Source organism: Vibrio ouci (assembly GCF_004551525.1).
GTDB classification, from domain to species: domain Bacteria; phylum Pseudomonadota; class Gammaproteobacteria; order Enterobacterales; family Vibrionaceae; genus Vibrio; species Vibrio ouci.
Window position 1 is genome coordinate 60,084 of record NZ_SATR01000004.1, and the last position, 21,088, is coordinate 81,171.

The window sequence follows — 21,088 nt, forward strand, 5'->3', positions numbered from 1 at the left end:
TTAAAAACAAACGCCCCTAACTTAGTCAGGGGCGCTTGATTCGTTGTTACTCTTTAACTTGGCACTTTGACTTTGTGGAATAGACGATATAACACAGGTACGACAATAAGTGTCAGTACAGTTGCAAAGCCTAAACCAAACATGATGGTCACCGCCATTGGTTTGAAGAAGATATCAGGCAGTAGTGGGATCATACCTAAGATAGTCGTGATTGCCGCCATACATACAGGACGTACACGACTAAGCGATGCGTCAACTACCGCTAGATATGGGTCTTTACCTGACTTCATTTCAATTTCAATCTGATCCAGCAGTACGATACCGTTTTTCAGTAACATACCTGACAAACTCAAGAAACCGAGTAGTGCCATAAAGCCAAACGGGGTGTTCAGAGCGAGCAGACCCGTGGTTACACCAATGATCGCTAGTGGCACCGTTAACCATACAATCAACGGCTCTTTGACCGAGTTGAATAGGAACACGGTTACTAGGAACATAAACAAGTAACCCATCGGCATTGTGGTAAATAGCGAAGCTTGTGCGTCACCTGAAGACTCATACTCTCCACCCCACTCTAGCGAGTAGCCTGGCGGCATTTCAATCGCTTCGATTTGCGGCATTAAACGTTTCTGTAATGTCGAAGCGGTCTCTTCACCAAGAAGATCCGGATCCGCCATAACCGTTAGCATACGTTTACGGTTCTTACGCACAATAATTGGATCTTCCCAACGTAGGTCATAGCCCATTGTAATTTGCTGCAGTGGGATGTATTCACTCAGCGCCGGACTCCAAATCTTCATACCTTCGATATTGCGAATATCGACACGCTCATCTTCAGGCAAACGAGCCACAATTGGCATCAAGGTTGTACCATCACGATAAACACCGATCGCATTGCCTGAGAACGACATCGCTAAGAACTCATCCACATCAGACTTCGTGATACCGTAACGACGAGCTTGGCTTTCGTTGAATTGCGGCTCTAGCACCTTAGTACGCGCACGCCAGTCATGTCGAACGTTGGTCGCACCTGGGTCAGCGTGCATGATCTCTTCAACTTGTTTGGCAATACCACGCAATATCGTTGGATCAGAGCCAATAATACGAGCTTCAATCTTAGCGCCGCCACCTGGACCTAATTCGATCTGCTTCAACTTGTAGTTGATCTCTGGGAAGTTTTTCTCAAGATGCTGTCTGAAATTCGCCATCAAATCGGCAAGCTTTTCATAGTCCGTCACGCGAGTCGTGATCTCACCATAGGCTGCATAGCTCTTTTCTGGAGCGTAAGTCAGCATAAAGCGCTGCAGACCTTTACCGGCAGTGGTGGTGATGTGATCAACGCCATCCTGCTCCGAAATCCATGACTCTAACGCCTTTAATTTGGTGTTAGTTGCACGAATGTCTGTCCCTTCTGGTAGCCAAATATCTGCCTGGAAGATTGGCGTTGTTGAGGAAGGGAAGAATGACTGTTTAACTTGCGTAAAGCCGGCAATGCTAGCAGCAAGGCCCAGAATCAAGACAATGACCGTCAACCATGCGCGCTTCATACAGAACTCTAAGAAGCCCTTATACAGCACGAAAATCATACCGTTATATGGGTCACTATTTTCGCCATCTTGCTTGAACTTCTGACCTTTAAAGAAGATGTCAGCAAAAAACGGCGTCAGCGAGATAGCGGTAAACCAACTCAGCATTAGCGAGATCAACAGTACGGTAAATAGAGTGCCACAATATTCACCGGTTGCGTCTTCAGACAAACCGATCGGTGCAAACGCGGTAACAGCAATAACCGTTGCCCCTAATAAAGGCCACTTGGTTTGCGTCACAATGTCGGTCGCCGCTTGCATCCTCGTTCGGCCTTTCTGCGTCCCTATCAATATCCCTTCGACGACCACGATGGCATTGTCCACCAGCATACCCAGCGCAATAACCAACGCACCTAGCGAGATACGCTGCAGATCGATGGCAAAGTACTTCATGAAGATAAAGGTACCCAGTACCGTCAACAGAAGAATCAAACCAATCAACAGACCAGAGCGTAAGCCCATAAAGAACAGCAGAACAATGATTACAATCGCAACCGCCTGGCCTAGACTGACAACAAAGCCGCTAACGGATTTATCCACCTCTTTTGGCTGGCTGTAGATTTCAGAAATATCAACGCCAACAGGTTGTTGGAACTTCAATTCTGCTAAGCGGCGGTCAAAGCGCTTGCCTACCTCAACCACGTTGACTCCTTGGGCGAATGAAACCCCTAGGTTCAGCGCAAGGTCACCATTGAATGTGATGATGTTGGTCGGCACTTCAACATAGCCGCGCTTAATCTCCGCAACGTCTTTCAAGTAAATGAGGCCCTGAGCACCACTTTCAGTAATGATCAAATCACCTAACTGGTCGACATTTTGGAACTCACCGGTTGGATGAATACGAACATATTCGTCACCAATTCGAATGGCGCCGGCATCAGAGACCACGTTCTGGGTCGAGAGTAAATTAAATACGGTATTTGGCGAGAGGCCTAAGCTACTTAGGCGCTTCATCGACACCTCGATAAAGACTTGCTCTTGCTGCTGACCCGACACCGAGACTTTACTCACCCCATCAATCAGCTCTAGCTCACGCCTCAAATAATCCACATAATCAAGCAGCTCTTTATAGCTATAACCATCACCTGTTACCGCTAATAAGATCCCGTAAACATCACCGAAATCATCGATAACCTGAGGATCGTTCACCCCAGGCGGCAATTGCCCTTTCAAGTCATTAACTTTACGACGCAGTTCATCCCAGATCTGAGGTAAGTCATCAGGACCATAGTTATTTTTCATGGTCACGGTGATCTGAGATAACCCACGGCTTGAAATGGAGTTCACTTCGTCAACATAGGTTAGCTGCTGAATCGCTTTCTCAAGTGGGTAAGTCACCTCTTCTTCCACTTGCTGAGGCGTTGCACCTGGGTAAGAAGTCACCACCATGGCATCTTTAATGGTAAACGCCGGATCTTCTAATCGGCCTAAGCCAAAGAAAGCAGCGGCACCGCCAATAAGAAAGATCAGTGAGATCATCCAACTGATTACGCGATTGCGAATAAAATACGCCGCGATCCCTGTGATATCGTCATCGCTTTGAGGCGAGTTCACTTTGTTATCACTCATTACCAGCCTCCTGCTCGATCACTTCAACTTCTAGTCCTTCGGTTAATCGCGACACACCCGCAATCACAACGACTTGCTCATTGGTCAAACCTTCTAAAATCTGCACGGCATCTTTACTCGCTTTACCTGTTTTCACTAATTGCTTAGTTACCGTGTTATCTGAGTTGAGAGTCCAAACGTATTTATTATCTCGCCCAAGTTCATCACCATCGCCATTGAAGATCGCTTCAATCGGAATTCGTACCCCCGCATTGAGGTCAAGGCCAATGTCTTCACCTTTTGATGTCACCGATACCGCCATACCATCAAGGATGTATTCATTTTCTGGCATTGGCAGTGATAACGTCACGGTAAAGGTCCCAGTAGCAGGATCTGGCTCTGTGGTGAATTCCTTAATTCGCGCGCTGTATTCATTGCCACTCGGGACCTTCACATACGCGTTAACCTTCTCAAGTGCCGTTTGGCTTGGTTGATTCACGTATAAACGGTCAGGTAGCTGAATCAATACTTCAACGTCTTCGACACTATGAATATTCACCACTTGCTGGCCCACTTGAATATTCTCAAACTGATCGGCACTGACGCGGGAAATAATTCCGTCAACGGGGGCTTTTAGCTTGGTAAACGACAGGCGTAGCTTTGATAACTCCAGCTCTGCATAAGCTATCTGTCTGTTAGCGGCAATTTCATCAAATTGAGATTTCGCCAGCAGCCCTTTTTCAACTAGAGGTTTCGAACGCTTGTACTGACTATTAACAACGCTATAGCGAGCGGTGGCATTATCTACATCCAATTGATAGTCGGTTGGATCCAACTCGGCAATCAAATCGCCTTTTTTAAGCTGGTCACCCTCTTTGACATAGATCTTGCTGATTTCCCCTGCAACGCGGAAACTCAAATGTGAACGTTCTGCCGCGTTCGCTACCGCAGGAAAATAGAGTCGGTCTTCTTGCACATCACTACCGGAAAGTTCAAACACCTTCACTTTAGGCGCACCAAAATCAACATACTGTTGTTCACCGCCACAGCCAGCCAAAAGCGCTGCCGTCGACAATGCGCATAGATTTATCCATTGCTTCATCTTATAGGCCTCGCTCTTTAACCCATTCACGAACCTTAATTCCCGGTTCGATCCCTGCCACACCAGAAGTAATGATCTGGTCACCTTCATTTAAGCCGCTTTCAACTTGGCGCTTGTCATTGAGCTCGACTTGAGCCTTAGCGACAATACCTTGTTCATCAACGCGCCATACGTACATTTGGCCATTTTCATCCATCAGCGCCGACTCTGGTATTCTCGTTGCACCGGTTGATTCAACCGCAACATGAACTGCTCCAGCCATGCCCGGTAAAATACCGACATCACTTGGCCTTTCCATCACCATGGTCACCTTATACGAGCCCGTTTTAGGATCCGCTTCAGTGTCGACTTCTTGGAAAATTAATTCGTATTGATTTTGTGGAAAGGCATCAAACGTCATGGTCGCGGCTAAGTTCACGCCACTGGCAAATCGATTCAACAAATGATCCGGCAGTTGAAAGATCACCTTCATCAGTTGGTTAGTTTGAATGTTCATTACACCTTGTTTCGCTGCAATGTACTCATGGGTTTCGGCAGGAATAAGAGAGATGGTTCCCTCATAAGGAGCAACAAGCTGTGTGTAGCGTAGATTAGCTTTCGCTTGCTCTAACGTTGCTTTGGCTGAGTTATGATTCGCTTTCGCTTGGTCAAAGTCTTGTTCAGAGACGACTTTATCTTTACGTAGCTTTTTATAACGCTGATATTGAACATCCGCTAAACGAAATTGCGCTTCGGCCTGTTTAGCCAACAAGGTGTATTCGTCTGGGTTTAAGGATGCGAGGACATCGCCTTTTTTAACGGGCTGTCCAGCTAATACATCTATCGATTGCATTTGGCCAGGTACGCGGAATGCGAGGACAGCTTTATCGCCAGCTTCAGAAGTTGCAGGAAAAGTTCGTTCAAACTGGGCATTGCCAACGGAAACTGTAAATAATTTTGCGGGCCTAGAATCAGGCTCAGGAACAGGTGGAAGCTCCTTGCCACAGCCACTCAAAGCGGCCGTTATTGCAAGAAGCAAAACAGATTTATGCATAGTCAATCATCCATTTGTATCTATTAGGTACAAAGATAGATGAATGCTAACGTGACTTCCATAGCGATGGCAGTAAATTATTATGAAAATTAATAATTTGCTTGTGTATGGCGACAATGTCGCAAAAGCGAACAAAGAATAATTATGAAAAAAGCACTCTAAGCATAGAGTGCCTTAAAAAGTGGAGTTACAGCGATTTAAACTCTCGATCGACTTTAAATGCATCTGAGGTCACATAGGCCTCTAGGTTGCGTACCTGCGTTTCTAGCTGAGAGAAATCTTTTTCTATTGTGTTTAGCAATAGCTCTGGTGTCTGGCCTTGCTTCCACGGTTTATTTTTCAGCTTGTGCTCTTGCTCTGCTTTCATCGCTTCGACATAATTTTTCGGCTGCTTTTCAATCATGAGCGTCATTGCGATATAAGCGAGCAATACTAGGAAGCTCCCTCCTAATAGCGCCGCAGAAATCACTAGGATTCTCACTAGCCACACTTCTAATGAAAAGTAGTTAGCAAGACCAGCACAAACCCCGGTGATCTTGCCATTGACCGTATCTCTATAAAGCTCTCGTTTAGTCATAACGGCGTCTCCAACTTGGCGACTCCGCATCAAGAATTCGCTCTAAGGTATCAACACGCTTTTGCATGTTTTCTGCTTTCTCAGATAGTGACTCTAGACGCTGCAAGTCTTCTTGCGATAACCCAGTACTGGCATTCTTTTTACTTCTGTAATGCAAAAACAGCCATAACGGGGCAACGAAAATGAGAAAGACAATTAACGGACCAGCGATTAGAAATGACGACATATATAACTCCTTAAATGGGGAAGATGAGTGGGCTTAGCACCCATCTACCTAGCTAACCTAACAAAAACAAACAGGAATTACTTTTTATCTTCCATTTGCTGCTTCAATTTCTCTAGCTCTTTTTCAATCTCATCTTGCGCTTGAAGCTCGGCAAATTCCTGATCAAGAGATTTTGCATTGCCAGTTTTTGCGTACAAGTCGGCTTCCGCTTCCATTTCATCAATCTTACGTGAGTACTGCTCAAACTTAGCCATAGCTTCGCTTGTTCTTGCCGTGTGGAGATGCTTTTGCACGTCACGACGGTTTGATGCAGTTTGGCTACGAATTGCTAATGCTTGTTGCTTGGCGCGAGTCTCAGTAATCTTGGTTTCTAACTTACCAATCTCGCCAGTTAGCTTTTCAATGGTTTCTTCTACTAAAGTTTGCTCAGTGTGAAGGCCTTTAAGCATATCTTGTAGCTTTTGCTTTTCAATCAGTGCGGCGCGAGCTAAATCTTCACGCTGTTTCGCCAACGCTAATGTTGCCTTGTTTTGCCACTCTTCAATGGTCGCTTCAATAGATTCTACTTTACGTGCTAGCTCTTTTTTATCCGCAATGGCTTTTGCAGAATTAGTACGCACTTCTACCAGTGTGTCTTCCATTTCTTGGATGATGAGACGAATCATCTTTTCTGGATCTTCAGCTTTATCTAATAGAGCACTGATGTTTGAATTAACGATGTCTGCAAATCGAGAGAAAATACCCATAGCGAGGCTCCTTATGTTGATAATATTGGAACACAGTCAACTGTACTCCGTATAAATTCGTTTAGTGTTACCTAATGCTATGTAATATTCCAATTAACGTGCCAACTTTTAAAACAATAAAAATCAAACACTTAACAAATAGCACATTGCAATCCTACGCTTCCTGTGATGAATTTAACCAACAGTAGGTAAATTTCGCCACGGAGTCAGTCATGCAACAAAACTTGATTGGAGAGTCGCCCGCTTTCCTATCGGTACTGGATAAAGTATCTAAATTGGCAGCAATCGAACGCCCTGTACTCATTATTGGTGAGCGCGGCACAGGTAAAGAACTGATTGCTCAGCGACTCCATTACTTATCCAAGCGCTGGGATCAGCCACTTATCTCGCTAAACTGCTCGACCTTAAGCGAAGGGTTGATTGACTCCGAATTATTTGGCCATGAACAAGGCTCATTTACTGGTTCAAAAGGTCGCCATAAAGGTCGCTTCGAGCGTGCAGAAAACGGCACCTTGTTTCTCGATGAACTCGCGACGGCGCCTTTACTGGTGCAAGAAAAATTACTTCGCGTGATTGAATACGGTCAATATGAACGTGTCGGTGGGCACCAACTGCTCAACGCCAATGTACGACTTGTCTGCGCCACCAATGCCGACTTGCCCCAAATGGCAGCACAGGGCGGTTTTCGCGCGGATTTACTCGATCGACTGGCATTTGATGTGATTCACCTTCCGCCTCTTAGAGAGCGCCAAGAAGATATCTTGCTGCTCGCGGAATACTACGCCATCAAAATGTGTCGTGAACTCGGCTTTGAATACTTTGTTGGATTCACTTCGTCTGCAGAGCAAGACTTACTCGATTACCCATGGCCCGGCAACGTTCGCGAGCTAAAAAACGTCATTGAGCGCGCCGTCTATCAACATGGTATGCAAGATACCCCAATCGACGAATTGGTCTTTGACCCTTTCCAATCAAGTTGGCAAGACCCCGCAGACGCAAATAGCCAACCACCAGAACTAACCGCGGCACAATCATTTCAATTTCCACTCAGCTATAAGCAGTGGCAAGAAGACCAAGACCAACTCATACTTAAAGCAGCATTGGTTCAGAGTCAGTACAACCAGAAGAAAGCGGCAGAGCTTTTGGAGCTGAGCTATCACCAATTGCGAGGGATGGTACGTAAGTACGACATCAGCAACGACAGTTAACCCACCAAATTTGTGGTTTTACTATCGTTCCAAGCGGTAAATAGTGGTAAATTATTAGGATCTTAAGGCATAATGGCCAGTTCCATTGCGCTTTGTCTCAGACAAGTTCTTTCTATGAAAGTATTCATACAGTTTACATTAGGTTTATTTAGTCTCGGTCTATTAGCAGGCTGTGGCGAAGAGATTGATCATGACAAAATCCGTCAGAAGGGTTTTGTCTATTGTGGTCAAGGTGGACCAGATACGTTCAACCCTCAATTGGTTGATAGCGGTATCACACCTGAGACGCTCAGTCCTCAGCTATTCAATACATTGTTGACGTTAGACAATAAGACATATCAGCCAAAACCTAGCTTGGCGAGTTCGTGGCAAGTCAATCAACAAGGTACCGAGTACATTTTCGAGCTGCGTAAAAACGTTCAGTTTCAAACCACTGCTTGGTTTACCCCGTCTCGCGCAATGAATGCGGACGACGTCGTGTTCAGTTTCCGCCGCATCATCGACAGTACTAACCCATTCCACTATGTGGGCAGTGGTTTATACCCTTGGTTTAGTGGTATCGATTTTCAGAACTTGGTTGTGGATGTTGTTGCTCTGTCAAAACACAGAGTCAAATTCACTCTTAGTCGCCCTGATAATAGTTTCTTATCAAATATCGCCACCAGCCACGCAGTTATCCTCTCTAAAGAGTACGCGGGGCAACTCGAAATAAGTGACGAAAAAGGCATGCTCGACAGTCACCCTGTTGGCACTGGGCCATTTTATCTCGCTGAATACCAAGTTAACGATTTGATTCGTCTAAAACGCCATAATGGTTACTGGGGTGGTTCACCGAAGATGGATCAAGTGGTGTTCGATATTTCGCAGCGCGGTACGGGTACCTTAGCCAAATTACTGAGAAAAGAGTGTGATGTGCTCAACTCACCTCTTTCTAGCCAACTGCCGATTATCGAGAAGAATGAACACGTTGAGTTGACGGCAAAACCTGCGATGAATATTTCTTTCGTGGCCGTAAATACTTCTCACCCTGCGCTCAATGATGCGCGGGTTCGCAAAGCTCTCAATTACGCTATCAACCGCCAGAACATCCTTGATTCGGTTTACTACGGAACGGGTAGTCAGGCCTATTCGGTACTGCCACCATCTTCTTGGGCGTACCATAAAGATGCGGTGCACATTCGCTATGATCGTAACTACGCTATCGCACTGCTTAGAGAAGCAGGTTACAGCAAAGGGCTAGAGCTGACGATGTCAGTCCCTCTCGAACCTAAAGCCTATAATCCAAGTCCAAGAAAGACAGCTGAGCTCATCCAAGCTAACCTTGCTGATGTGGGCATTAAGCTTAAGTTGATGACGGACGATCGTTTCGATCGTAGTAACCTCAGCGAAAATACCTATATAGACCTTTATCTGACGGGCTGGAGCGCGCATACCGGCGATCCTGATAACTTTTTCAGACCGCTACTTTCGTGTGACTCGAAACGGGCTGGGCTGAACGTTTCAAGCTGGTGTAACCCAGATTTTGACTTCCTACTTGATCTTGCGCTAGAGGTCGACAAGCCCCGCTACAGACTCAACCTGTATAAACAAGCGCAAAACATCTTGAACGAAGAGTTCCCTGTCATCCCGCTCAACCACGGAATGCAGATGCAAGCTCACGATCGTTCTTTACAAGGATTTAAAGTGAGCCCATTTAATGCTCAGCCGTTTGATACCGTCGAGAGGGTTCAGTAATGCTGTTATACACTGTTCGACGTTTGAACCTGTTTATCATCACCTTGCTTATTTTGACGATGGTGGGTTTTAGTCTACTGCGACTTGAACCTCAATCACCTTGGGCTATTCAAGATTTCTGGAGTGGTTGGTCAACCTACTTAGGTGAGTTGATGCAGCTGAACTTTGGAGTGAATAAAGCGGGAATTCCAATTATTGACGAGCTGCAGATTGTCTTCCCGGCAACGCTAGAGCTGTGTTTTATCGCCTTTGTTCTTTCCTTGCTGATCGGTATTCCGATTGGCACAGTTGCGGGAATGAAGCAAGGTAAGTGGATTGATACCGCAATCTCATTTACCTCAATGTCAGGCTACTCTGCGCCGCTGTTTTGGATTGCGCTGTTGATGATCATGGTGTTCTCCCTACATTGGGAAATCTTCCCTGTCGCAGGCCGTTATGACTTGCTCTACCAGATTGAACACGTGACTGGATTTGCTCTCATTGACGCCTTCTTTGCTGATGGCAAATACCGCGCTCACGCATTACAAAGCGTCATTGAACACTTAATCCTGCCGTGTTTGGTGCTGGCACTAGCCCCGACGACACAAGTTATCGGCTTGATGCGTACCTCTGTCGCTGAAGTGATGGGGCAAAACTACATTCGAGCGGCGCGAATCAAAGGCCTCTCTACTCGTGAGATCGTCACTCAGCATGTACTCAGAAATGCCATTCCACCCATCATTCCAAAAATTGGCGTACAGCTTTCAAGCATGTTAACCCTAGCGATTATCACCGAATCTATCTTTAACTGGCCGGGTATTGGCCGCTGGTTACTTGATGCCCTCTCTAATCAAGATTATGTCGCGATTCAAGCTGGCGTTATCGTCGTTGCGACATTCGTGCTGACCGCTAACATCCTGTCTGATTTGATTGGCGCTATGATTAACCCGTTGGTAAGGAAAGAGTGGTATGCTAACCGATAACGTATATCAAGAAGAGCGCATCCCTACTCAGTTCGAGCGCTTTTGGCGTAGCTTCCGCGCAAACAACCTAGCGATGTTCGGCTTGTGGTGTTTATTACTCATCGTATTGCTGACACTGGTATCACCTTGGATAACGCCACATGATCCACAAGCTCAAACGGGCGAACTGCTTGTACCACCATCATGGAATCCAGCAGGAACGGTCGAGTATTTCTTGGGTACTGATGATTTGGGCCGTGATATTCTCTCTCGCCTGATTGAAGGCACTCAGCTCACGTTTGGCGCTGCGGTGATCATCACCCTGATTGCCTCCTTCATTGGCTGCATTATTGGCGTATTAGCGGGTATGACTAAAGGCTTACTATCGAGCACGCTTAACCACTTACTCGATACCGTTATGTCGATTCCGTCGTTGCTACTGGCGATTATCTTCGTCGCATTTTTAGGCTTTGGCGAATTCAATATCTTACTCGCGATCTGCTTGGCGCTGATCCCCCGCTTCATTCGCTCAGTCTATATTGCGGTTCATACCGAAGTTGAAAAAGATTACATCATGGCGGCGCGCTTAGATGGCGCAAACGACTTTTACTTGCTGTGGAACTCGATACTACCCAACATCTTGGTTGTGATCGCCTCTGAAATCACCTTAGCGCTGTCTATTGCGATTCTCGACATCACCGCACTGGGTTTCTTAGGCTTAGGCGCACAAGCACCGAGTACGGAATGGGGCGCCATTTTGGGTGACTCCGTTGAGCTTATCTACTTAGCGCCTTGGACAGTGACACTGCCGGGTCTGGCGATCATGTTTACCGTTATTGTGATTAACCTTGTTGGTGAAGGTGTTCGCCAAGCACTGAATGCGGGGATCGAATAATGCCATTACTTGATATTCGACATCTGACGATTGAGATTGAAACTCCGCAGGGCATGATGAAAGCCGTTGATCGTATGAGCCTGACCCTTAACGAAGGTGAAATACGCGGTCTTGTGGGTGAGTCTGGCTCAGGCAAGAGTTTAGTTGCAAAAGCGATCGTTGGCGTCTGTAAAGATAACTGGAAAGTGACTGCTGACCGAATGCGCTTAGGTAATGTTGACCTTCTGCAACTGACACCGAAAGAGCGTCGACGCGTTATCGCCCGTGATATCGCGATGATTTTCCAAGAACCGTCGACATGTTTAGACCCGTCAGAAGAAGTGGGTAGCCAGCTGATTGAAGCCATTCCTTCACGTTCATTTGAAGGTAAATGGTGGGAGCGCTTTAAGTGGCGCAAAAAGCAAGCTATTGCCCTACTGCACAAAGTTGGTATTAAAGATCATAAGCAAATCATGAGTAGCTACCCATACGAGTTAACTGATGGGGAATGTCAAAAGATCATGATTGCGATGGCTATCGCGGCTAAGCCTAAGTTGCTGATTGCCGACGAGCCAACTAACGACTTAGACCCAATTACCCAATCGCAGATCTTACGATTGTTGAGTCGTATGAACCAAGTGCACAACACCTCAATCATGCTAATCGGTCACGACTTAACCACGATTACCCAGTGGGCAAACCGTATTACCGTGATGTACTGCGGTCAATCGGTTGAATCGGCCGATACCAAGAAAATTTTAGAGAAACCTAAGCACCCATATACGGTTGCTCTACTGAAAGCGATGCCTGATTTTAGTGATTGGATCCCTCACAAAGAGAAGCTTCAATCATTGCCTGGCACCATCCCACCACTTCAGCACCTCCCGATTGGTTGCCGACTGGGTCCGCGCTGCCCGTATGCTCAGCGCCAATGCGTCGAAATACCAATGACTCGCCGTATTAAGAACCATAAATTTGCTTGTCACTTCCCATTGAACCATTCGCCTAAAGAGCGGGAGAAGAAAAAAGTATGAGCGCACTATTAGAAGTAACCGATCTTTCTAAGTCGTTTATCACTCGTTCTGGTCTGTTTCGCAAAAAAGTTCAAGAGGCGGTCAAACCTGTCAGCTTTAGCCTTGAAGCGGGACAAACCATTGGATTTATTGGCCAAAATGGTTCGGGTAAGTCGACCCTTGCGCGTATGCTCTCTGGCGTGGTTGAGCCAACTTCAGGTGAGATTCGCGTTAATGGCGAGCTGTTAGAGCACGAAGATTACTCAACGCGTTGTAAATTGATTCGGATGATTTTCCAAGATCCAAACACTTCTTTGAATCCACGTATTCAAATTGGTCGTATCTTAGAAGGTCCGCTCAAACGAAACACCAGCATGCCTCCTGAAGCGCGTATTAAACGTGTCAAAGAAACCTTGCTGCGTGTTGGCTTGCTACCAGAGCATGCCTATTTCTATCCGCAAATGCTGGCAACAGGTCAAAAGCAGCGTGTCTGCCTTGCTAGAGCGTTGATTCTACAACCCTCAGTCATTGTGGCCGATGAAGCGCTGAACGGCTTAGACATGGCTATGCGCTCACAGATCATCAACCTATTTCTGGAACTTCAAGAAGAAATGGGCGTATCCTTTGTGTATGTATCGCAGCATATCGGGGTGGTGAAACATATCACCGATAAAATCATGGTAATGCACGAAGGCGTAGTGGTTGAAAGCGGAGAAACCCATCAAGTTCTCTCATGCCCTGAGCACCCTATCACTCAGCGACTGGTTGAAAGTCATTTTAATAAGGCAACATGCTTTAAATAGGAGAGACATGCTAAGGACAGCAGCTATATTATTAGGCCTATTCTCCCTACTCTTTACCGCTCCTGGATTTGCTTATTCTTCTCAGCAGACTTGGCTTGAGCCAGACTTTGTCGCGCAAGCCTTTATCGATGTCGCGTTAAGAAATGAATACTCTTCCGGCCAAAAACCACTTGTTAAGTGGCAAGAGCCAATTCGAGTCTGGGTCAAACATGACGTTGCCGATCGAGAGCTTCATGATGAACTCACCAATGCCCACCTTAGACACCTAAGCAGTATTACAGGCCTGCCAATCAAACGGGTTCCATCAAGAAAAGAAGCTAACATCGTTTGGATCTATTCCAATGATGCTAAATGGGAGAAAGAGATTGAGCGAGAGATGGGCAAGTCCTCTCTCAAGCATGTTAGAGATGCGATTTGCAAAGCTGGTTATCGCATTGGCAGCAATAACGCCATCGTCTCAGCGTCGATAGTTATTCCTGTCGACCGCGCCAGAATGCACGGAAAGTTGATTGCTTGCGTGGTAGAGGAGATAACCCAAACTCTTGGACTACCTAACGACTCCGACAGCGCGTTTCCTTCGATCTTTAATGACAATACGCCAGAGGACCTACTTTCGCCTCTTGATGTAGTGCTGCTTAAACTGCTCTATGAACCGGAGCTCAAGGTTGGAATGACAGAGCGACAAGTCACGCCTATCGTCAAGCGCATACTCAAACGCTATCAACAAGATGGTACGCTAGACAAGGCTGTTTCGATTGCCAAAAGCGGTGAGCTATTTCAGTTAATTGGCTACTGAAAGCGATAAGGAGATGCCCAACTATGAGGACATCACCAAATGAAAACCTACGGCTATTTAGCGCGCTTTTTCAATTCGAATTCAAACTCATCAGGGTAAAGTACCACACCCTCTTCGTTGTCATTCGGGAACACGACTACCGACAGTTCATCATCTTCCAAACCGTGAGTCCAACGGCTGAACCACTTAGCGGTTGAGATTGCTTCTGCTTTACAGTGCTCCCACTCGCCAGTCGCCCACTGCGCGGCGAACTCTTCATGCGGCCATACTGGCACGCAATCTTCATCTTCCGTGTTTAGCATCACACAGCCATGTTCGTCGGTAAGAATCCACACTTTGCGATGCTGTGCAATTTCTTTAACGCAGTAGTTAAAACGCTCGTCAGGGCGCATTTTGTTAACCGACTCCAACTGATCTTTAGATAGTGACATTTTGTATCCTCCAAATAAAACGCCCACGGCTAAGCCATGGGCGTTTAAAATTCATTGAGCTATGGAAATTAAGCCAGTTCAGTTTGAAGCCAAGGCCAGCCTTGCTTCTTACGGCTTAGAGTGTTTTCCATCATCAGCATGCCGTTTTCTTCATGCTTAACCAGTTTCTCAGCCCACTCACCTTTGTAAAGTAGACGAGTTTGAGCTGTAGTGATGTCAGTTAGCATCACTGCTGCAAACGCTAGACCTTGCTCAGCGCAACGACGCTCAAGATCCGCTTCTAGCGCATCGATCATGCCGTCTACTTGCTCAAGAGTTGCAAGCTCAACCTGACCAACAACCACATCACGGCCATTGAACGGGTAACCTTTCAGGTCTTTCTCAACAAGCTCAGCTGCTGATAGACCTTCAATGTTTGTCTTAGCAATCAATAGATCTTTAATGAATGCATCTACGTCACATACGTCAGCGATAGCCGCTAGTTCTTGAACTGCGTCTTTATCTTTCTGAGTACATGTTGGTGATGCAAAACCAACTGTGTCAGATAGGATAGCTGACATCATTAGTTTAGCGATCTGAGGAGTGATTGCGTGACCTTCAATCTTGAACATGTTGAATAGTACAGTATTAGTACAACCAACAGGCCAGATCCAAGCTTCCATTGGGTTAATAGTCATCACATCACCTAGACGGTGGTGGTCAACAATACCTAGGATTTCAGCTTCAGCTACGTCATCTGGTGCTTGTGCAAGATCTGAGTAGTCTACTAGCCAGATTTTTTCACCAGCTACTGAAGTACGTAGTTCAGGAACTTCTGCACCCGCGACTTCTAGAATGTGCTGAGTTTCACGGTTGATTTCACCTTGGCGAATTGGCATAGCTTCAACGCCGCGTGCTTTTAGTAGCTCAGTTGCTACTAGTGCACTACAGATACTATCGCTATCAGGGTTCTTGTGACCTACTACTAGAATCATCTTTTTTCCTATCTGACTATATTTCTACCCAACAGAGGGCTATTACTCACAAACCCAACATTTTACCTGATTTTGATAATTTGTCATCGGATCGAAAAAGAATATTTCGCTATAAGGCATGACAGACCTTAACAATGCGATCTACTCTCCCTATAAGTTTAGCACCAACCCGTCAATTTCGTGGTTCATGCTCCACCATCTCGAGTCAGTAAATCTGCATAGTTAGCACTCTTAAAAATTATTTATTGCAAATAATTCTCATTAGCACACAGTTGATAATAATTCGTATTCACATTATGTTAGCTTATGGATTCTTTACGACTTTCTCAATCATTGCCTAGCTGGTTATCCTTAACCCAGTTTAGGCCTGCGTATAAGCGCCTCATTTTACCTATCTCACTGATTGCTCTTGTGGCAAGTGGCGTCACCCGTGAAGTGACCGTAAATACTTTGTCTGATGCCTTTTGGGCTGTGTCGAGTTACGTCGCATTCACCCTCGCGATCTATCACTACGTGTCCGGCTTTATCAACAAAGAAAATCGGATTGCCAATCTCTATCGTACCTCCCGTGATCACCAGGTTTTCTTCGCCGCCTTATTAGGTGCGCTTCCGGGATGTGGCGGGGCGATCATCGTTACTACACAGTTTGTCAGTGGCCGCGTTGGCTTTGGTGCCATTGTTGCCGTATTAACATCAACCATGGGTGATGCCGCTTTCTTGTTGCTTGCGAGCAAACCTGATGTTGGATTGGCCATTGTTGCTCTTGGTGTATTCGTCGGCGCCCTTTCTGGTTGGATAGTCAATGCGATTCATTCCGATGATTTTCTGCGCCCTGAAGTCTCAGCACTTGCAGAGCGATTTGGCTGCGGAAAACATGAAACAAGTGGCATTGAACAAAAAGCGATCAATCTTCAAGGCGCGTTTTGGAAGTGGTTACTTGTCCCTGCAACAGTTATCGCTGCCCTTGGCTCATTCCAAGTTGATATTAACCAACTCCTTCAGTTGCCAGAAATGACGATTGAGTGGATTGGCGCGGTACTCATCATTGTCAGTATGCTGCTTTGGTCATTAACCAAAGAGATTAAAGACTACGAATCGACTGTCGCTGAAGATACCAAACAAGTTTCTTCTCACCCGATACAAAAAGCGGCGCAAGACACTAACTTTGTCACGGCCTGGGTTATTCTCGCCTTTATGGCTTTTGAACTCATCACATTCTTTGGCCATATTGACCTTGCCACTACTTTTTCTGGCTGGGGAGTTTGGATGCCGTTAATGGGCTTGGCCGTTGGTTTACTGCCTGGATGTGGTCCCCAAATCCTAGTGACCAGTTTGTACATTTCAGGCGCGGCTCCGCTGTCTGCACAATTGGCTAATGCGATCTCCAATGATGGTGATGCTTTGTTCCCTGCGATTGCTCTTGCGCCTAAAGCAGCCCTTGTTGCAACAATTTATTCCGCAATACCCGCTTTCATCGTAGGCTACGGTTACTACTTCTTGTTCGAAATATAATGCTAGCAATACTAAGTTAGCGCTAACAACTCTAATGGCTAGGTTCAAGAAGCAAAAATGCCCTCTTAATTGAGGGCATTTTTGTTGGATTGAATAATGATTACTTGTGACGCTCTTTAAGCTTATTCACCACATCATTCATCGATAGACCTTGATCTTGCAGCAGAACCATCAAGTGATAAATCAAATCTGCCGATTCACACACTAGTTCCGCCTTATCGCCCGACGTCGCCGCAAGCGCGACTTCAACGCCTTCTTCGCCCACTTTTTGCGAAATACGCTTGGTACCACGCGAATATAGGTGCGCTGTATAAGAAGATTCTGGGTCGGCGTCCTTGCGGGCAGCCAGTAGCTGCTCAAGTTGATGAAGCCACACCATTTGGCTCTCTTCCTGAGGATCGCCATCCCAGCAAGTTGTCGTCCCTGTGTGGCACGTAGGGCCAATAGGATCCACTTTAACGAGTAGCGTGTCATTGTCACAGTCGAGTGCGATATTTTTTAGCTGAAGAACATTCCCAGAGGTTTCCCCCTTAGTCCACAGGCGCTCTTTGGTTCGTGAGAAAAAAGTGACTTGACCCGTTTCACCAGTTTTGGCTAACGCATCTTGGTTCATGTATCCCATCATCAACACTTGGCTTGATTGAAAATCTTGAACAATTGCAGGTACAAGGCCATCTACTTTGTCCCAATCAATACGTTCAGCTAGCGTATTTACTTCTGTCGCTGCAAAACTCATAGACGTACCTCTACACCTTGTTGTTTTAAATACTGCTTAAGTTCACCAATATTGATGACTTGCTTATGAAATACCGATGCTGCTAACGCTCCATCAACATTGGTTTGCTTATAAGCTTCAGCAAAGTGTTCCATTGCCCCAGCGCCGCCAGAAGCGATAAGCGGTACATTACACACCTCACGAACCATATTAAGCTGATCCAAGTCATAGCCGTTACGGACACCGTCTTGGTTCATCATGTTCAATACAATTTCACCCGCACCACGCTTTTGTACTTCTTGTACCCAATCTCGGGTTTCCCACTTGGTTGCTTTAGTGCGCGCCTCGTCACCGGTAAATTGGTATACCTGATATTTGCCCGTATCTTTGTCAAAGTAAGAATCGATACCCACTACAATACACTGCACACCAAACTTATCAGCAAGCTGAGTAATCAGTTCTGGATTCGCAAGCGCAGGTGAGTTGATAGACACTTTGTCAGCACCAAACTCTAAAATGCGTGCGGCATCTTCTGCTGACTTAATACCACCAGCGACACAGAAAGGAATATCAATCACTTCAGCAACACGTTGAACCCAGCTCTTGTCGACCACTCGGCCATCGCTCGATGCAGTAATATCATAAAACACCAACTCATCAGCACCTTCTTCAGCATAACGCTGAGCAAGAGGGACGATATCGCCTATGATTTCGTGGTTGCGAAACTGAACACCTTTTACGACTTGTCCATCACGAACATCAAGACATGGGATTATTCGCTTTGCCAGCATGCAAACGCCTCCTCTGCGGTAAACTTACCATCCAATAGCGCTCGGCCAACAATCACGCCTGCGACACCACTACCTTTTAGAGCTTCGATATCGGCTAATGAACCGATACCACCTGAAGACTGAAATTGCACCTGTGGATATTGCTTGCATAGGTCAACGTAGAGTTCTACGTTCGAGCCTTCCAGCGTACCGTCACGAGAAATATCGGTACAAAGCACGTGCTTAAGACCAACAGTTAGGTAGTCATTGATCAAGGCTTCAATCGTCACACCAGAGTCTTCTTGCCAGCCTGAAATCGCGACTTTACGCGTGCCGCTTTCATCAATATTGATATCGAGCGCTAAGACGATTTTCTCTGCGCCGTATTTCTCCATCCAACCTTTGACTAGCTCTGGTTGTTTTACCGCTGTAGAGCCGACAACAACGCGCTGCGCGCCAGCTTCCAGAAGATCTACAACATCTTGTTCACTGCGAACGCCGCCACCAATTTGAATATTGGCCGGGGTACTTGCCAGCAGCTTAGCAATCAGGTCTAGCTGACGAGCCGTGGTATCTTTAGCGCCAGTTAGGTCAACAAGGTGCAACCAACCCGCACCTGCTTGGTGATAGAGATTAAACTGCTCTGCTGGATCAACTTTGTATTCGGTTACTTGCCCGTAGTCACCTTGGTATAAGCGTACTACCTGACCTTCAATTAAATCTAATGCTGGAATAATCACTGAATTACTTCCCTTTGATTCTTTAAAATTACAGCTCTAAAAAGTTCTGTATAAGCTTTGAGCCAGCTTTCGAAGAGCGCTCTGGGTGAAATTGCACCCCGTAGTAATTGCCACTTTGCACTGCCGCTGTAAAGGGTTTGCCATACTCACACTGAGCAATGGTGTAGTCACCAACGGGCATACCGAAACTGTGTACGAAGTAGAAGTACTCTCCCTCTTCGATATCTTTAAACAGTGGGTGTTCTGGAATCGATTTAACGGTGTTCCATCCCATGTGTGGCAAGGGAAGGTCGCCTGTTTCAAGCAATTTGACTTCGCCTTCACATAGGCCGAGACATTCGACCAATTCATTCGCTTTCTGGCCTTTCTCTTGCGACACTTTGCCAAGTAGCTGCATACCCAGACAAATACCAAGCAGAGGTTTTTCTACTTGCTTCACCAGTTCAATCAGATCGCGCTGCTGGAGGTTTTTCATCGCCTCACTTGCCGTGCCTACACCAGGTAGAAATAGCTTATCGGCTGCAAGAACAACGTCAGGCTGTTTTGAAATCGTCACGGCATAACCAAGACGCTCGATAGCAAACTTTACTGAAGAGACGTTGGCGCAGCCGGTGTCAATAATCACTACTTTTTGATCAGTCATAACCCGCCCTTCCTACAGTACGCCTTTACTACTTGGTAGCTCGTTGCCTTCTACTTTAATTGCTTGGCGCAGCGTGCGGCCAAACGCTTTAAAGAGAGACTCAATGATGTGGTGATCATTGTCGCCAGCAGAAGATAGGTGCAGCGTACACGCAAGGGTATCGGTTAACGAACGGAAGAAGTGCACGACCATTTCTGTTGAAAGATCGCCGACTTGTTCGCGGCTAAACTCTGCATCGAACTTAAGGTATGGACGACCAGACAGGTCAAGCGCACACTGAGCGAGACACTCATCCATAGGTAGGCTAAAACCGAAACGGCCAATGCCACGTTTATCGCCCAGAGCATCCTTCAATGCCTGACCAAGCGCTAGAGCGGTATCTTCGATTGTGTGGTGATCATCAATGTGCAAATCACCTTCGACATTACACACCATTTGGAAGCCACCGTGAGTCGCAATTTGATCCAGCATGTGATCAAAGAAACCAAGGCCAGTTGAGATTTGATTGCCGCCCTGCTCATCGAGGTTAACCTTAACCTTAATATCGGTTTCTTTGGTAGTACGAACGACTTCAGCAACACGCGCTTTTACTGTTAGGTCTTTAAGAATTTGCTTCCAACCCATTGTTTCAGGGTTGTACTGAATACCTTGAATCGCCATGTTTTCAGCAAGCTGAAGATCGGTTGCACGGTCGCCAATCACAACTGAGTTTTGGAAATCGACTTTGCCACCTTGCAGATACTCTTTAACCATGCCTAGCTTTGGTTTACGGCACGAACAGTTATCTTCTTCGAAGTGTGGACAGATAAGCACATCATCAAACTTAACTCCCTGCGATTCGAAGATCTCCATCATCATGTTGTGTGGCGCATCGAATTCGTCTTGCGGGTAGCTATCAGTACCTAGGCCATCTTGGTTGGTCACCATCACTAGACGGTAGCCAGCGTCTTGCAGTGATAGCAAACTTGGAATTACGAACGGCTCTAGCTTAAGTTTATCTAAGCGGTCCACTTGAAAATCAACCGGCGGCTCAACAATAAGGGTGCCATCTCGGTCAATAAATAGGATTTTTTGTTGCTTGCTCACACGAACTTCCTTATTTCTAAAATTGGATGG

Annotated in this window: 21 protein-coding genes; 8 read left to right on the forward strand and 13 right to left on the reverse strand. The window is 46.2% G+C overall.

Annotation, left to right across the window (positions count from 1 at the left end; genetic code table 11):
• Nucleotides 1–53 precede the first annotated feature (53 nt).
• The 6 genes from vmeI to pspA form a co-directional block, all read right to left on the reverse strand.
• Nucleotides 54–3,155: an efflux RND transporter permease subunit VmeI gene (vmeI, locus tag ELS82_RS04330; protein ID WP_134834363.1), complete on the reverse strand. Its 3,102-nt coding sequence runs from the start codon at nt 3,153–3,155 to the stop codon at nt 54–56.
• Nucleotides 3,148–4,236 carry an efflux RND transporter periplasmic adaptor subunit gene (locus ELS82_RS04335; RefSeq protein ID WP_134834364.1) on the reverse strand — a complete coding sequence of 363 codons (1,089 nt, stop codon included), beginning with the start codon at nt 4,234–4,236 and terminating at the stop codon, nt 3,148–3,150. The genes vmeI and ELS82_RS04335 overlap by 8 nt, the downstream gene beginning before the upstream one ends.
• Before the next feature lies 1 nt (nt 4,237).
• Complete coding sequence (locus ELS82_RS04340; protein ID WP_134834365.1) at nt 4,238–5,269, reverse strand: efflux RND transporter periplasmic adaptor subunit; 1,032 nt, start codon at nt 5,267–5,269, stop codon at nt 4,238–4,240.
• A 187-nt stretch (nt 5,270–5,456) separates the two neighbouring features.
• Nucleotides 5,457–5,876 carry an envelope stress response membrane protein PspC gene (gene pspC / locus ELS82_RS04345; protein WP_208733136.1) on the reverse strand — a complete coding sequence of 140 codons (420 nt, stop codon included), beginning with the start codon at nt 5,874–5,876 and terminating at the stop codon, nt 5,457–5,459.
• Complete coding sequence (pspB, locus tag ELS82_RS04350; protein WP_053438612.1) at nt 5,839–6,072, reverse strand: envelope stress response membrane protein PspB; 234 nt, start codon at nt 6,070–6,072, stop codon at nt 5,839–5,841. The genes pspC and pspB overlap by 38 nt, the downstream gene beginning before the upstream one ends.
• Before the next feature lie 77 nt (nt 6,073–6,149).
• On the reverse strand, nt 6,150–6,818 hold the full coding sequence (pspA, locus tag ELS82_RS04355; protein WP_053438611.1) for a phage shock protein PspA: 669 nt from the start codon (nt 6,816–6,818) through the stop codon (nt 6,150–6,152).
• A gap of 212 nt (nt 6,819–7,030) precedes the next feature.
• On the opposite strand from pspA, the gene pspF reads away from it, so the two are divergent.
• The 7 genes from pspF (at nt 7,031) to ELS82_RS04390 (ending at nt 14,187) form a co-directional block, all read left to right on the forward strand.
• Nucleotides 7,031–8,026: a phage shock protein operon transcriptional activator gene (pspF, locus tag ELS82_RS04360; protein WP_134834367.1), complete on the forward strand. Its 996-nt coding sequence runs from the start codon at nt 7,031–7,033 to the stop codon at nt 8,024–8,026.
• A gap of 114 nt (nt 8,027–8,140) precedes the next feature.
• Entirely contained in the window at nt 8,141–9,760 is a 1,620-nt protein-coding gene (sapA, locus tag ELS82_RS04365) for an ABC transporter substrate-binding protein SapA (protein ID WP_134834368.1), read from the forward strand.
• On the forward strand, nt 9,760–10,722 hold the full coding sequence (locus tag ELS82_RS04370) for an ABC transporter permease (RefSeq protein WP_134834369.1): 963 nt from the start codon (nt 9,760–9,762) through the stop codon (nt 10,720–10,722). The genes sapA and ELS82_RS04370 overlap by 1 nt, the downstream gene beginning before the upstream one ends.
• Nucleotides 10,709–11,596, forward strand: a complete 888-nt coding sequence (gene sapC / locus ELS82_RS04375) for a putrescine export ABC transporter permease SapC (protein ID WP_134834370.1) — start codon at nt 10,709–10,711, stop codon at nt 11,594–11,596. Before ELS82_RS04370 ends, sapC begins: the two co-directional genes overlap by 14 nt.
• On the forward strand, nt 11,596–12,609 hold the full coding sequence (locus ELS82_RS04380; RefSeq protein ID WP_053438607.1) for a peptide ABC transporter ATP-binding protein: 1,014 nt from the start codon (nt 11,596–11,598) through the stop codon (nt 12,607–12,609). The genes sapC and ELS82_RS04380 overlap by 1 nt, the downstream gene beginning before the upstream one ends.
• Nucleotides 12,606–13,391, forward strand: coding sequence for a peptide ABC transporter ATP-binding protein (locus tag ELS82_RS04385; RefSeq protein WP_134834371.1), 786 nt, complete (start codon nt 12,606–12,608; stop codon nt 13,389–13,391). The genes ELS82_RS04380 and ELS82_RS04385 overlap by 4 nt, the downstream gene beginning before the upstream one ends.
• Nucleotides 13,392–13,398: 7 nt before the next feature.
• Complete coding sequence (locus tag ELS82_RS04390) at nt 13,399–14,187, forward strand: DUF2927 domain-containing protein (RefSeq protein WP_134834372.1); 789 nt, start codon at nt 13,399–13,401, stop codon at nt 14,185–14,187.
• Nucleotides 14,188–14,240: 53 nt separating this feature from the next.
• Here the strand turns inward: ELS82_RS04390 and ELS82_RS04395 are convergent, their stop codons facing one another.
• Both ELS82_RS04395 and ELS82_RS04400 read right to left on the reverse strand, forming a co-directional pair.
• Complete coding sequence (locus ELS82_RS04395) at nt 14,241–14,618, reverse strand: DUF2750 domain-containing protein (RefSeq protein ID WP_134834373.1); 378 nt, start codon at nt 14,616–14,618, stop codon at nt 14,241–14,243.
• 68 nt (nt 14,619–14,686) lie between these two features.
• Complete coding sequence (locus ELS82_RS04400) at nt 14,687–15,592, reverse strand: manganese-dependent inorganic pyrophosphatase (RefSeq protein WP_053438603.1); 906 nt, start codon at nt 15,590–15,592, stop codon at nt 14,687–14,689.
• Between the two features lie 306 nt (nt 15,593–15,898).
• On the opposite strand from ELS82_RS04400, the gene ELS82_RS04405 reads away from it, so the two are divergent.
• Nucleotides 15,899–17,104: a putative manganese transporter gene (locus ELS82_RS04405; protein WP_134834374.1), complete on the forward strand. Its 1,206-nt coding sequence runs from the start codon at nt 15,899–15,901 to the stop codon at nt 17,102–17,104.
• 100 nt (nt 17,105–17,204) lie between these two features.
• On the opposite strand, the gene hisIE is transcribed toward ELS82_RS04405, so the two are convergent.
• The 5 genes from hisIE to hisB are packed head-to-tail and all read right to left on the reverse strand — an operon-like array spanning nt 17,205 to nt 21,058.
• Nucleotides 17,205–17,840: a bifunctional phosphoribosyl-AMP cyclohydrolase/phosphoribosyl-ATP diphosphatase HisIE gene (hisIE, locus tag ELS82_RS04410; RefSeq protein ID WP_053438601.1), complete on the reverse strand. Its 636-nt coding sequence runs from the start codon at nt 17,838–17,840 to the stop codon at nt 17,205–17,207.
• Nucleotides 17,837–18,610 carry an imidazole glycerol phosphate synthase subunit HisF gene (hisF, locus tag ELS82_RS04415; protein WP_134834375.1) on the reverse strand — a complete coding sequence of 258 codons (774 nt, stop codon included), beginning with the start codon at nt 18,608–18,610 and terminating at the stop codon, nt 17,837–17,839. Before hisF ends, hisIE begins: the two co-directional genes overlap by 4 nt.
• The gene (gene hisA, locus ELS82_RS04420) at nt 18,592–19,329 is read right to left on the reverse strand and encodes a 1-(5-phosphoribosyl)-5-[(5-phosphoribosylamino)methylideneamino]imidazole-4-carboxamide isomerase (protein ID WP_004413522.1); all 738 of its coding nucleotides are present in this window, start codon (nt 19,327–19,329) and stop codon (nt 18,592–18,594) included. Before hisA ends, hisF begins: the two co-directional genes overlap by 19 nt.
• A 28-nt stretch (nt 19,330–19,357) precedes the next feature.
• The gene (gene hisH / locus ELS82_RS04425) at nt 19,358–19,972 is read right to left on the reverse strand and encodes an imidazole glycerol phosphate synthase subunit HisH (RefSeq protein ID WP_134834376.1); all 615 of its coding nucleotides are present in this window, start codon (nt 19,970–19,972) and stop codon (nt 19,358–19,360) included.
• Nucleotides 19,973–19,984: 12 nt separating this feature from the next.
• Nucleotides 19,985–21,058, reverse strand: a complete 1,074-nt coding sequence (gene hisB / locus ELS82_RS04430; protein WP_053438598.1) for a bifunctional histidinol-phosphatase/imidazoleglycerol-phosphate dehydratase HisB — start codon at nt 21,056–21,058, stop codon at nt 19,985–19,987.
• Nucleotides 21,059–21,088 lie beyond the last annotated feature (30 nt).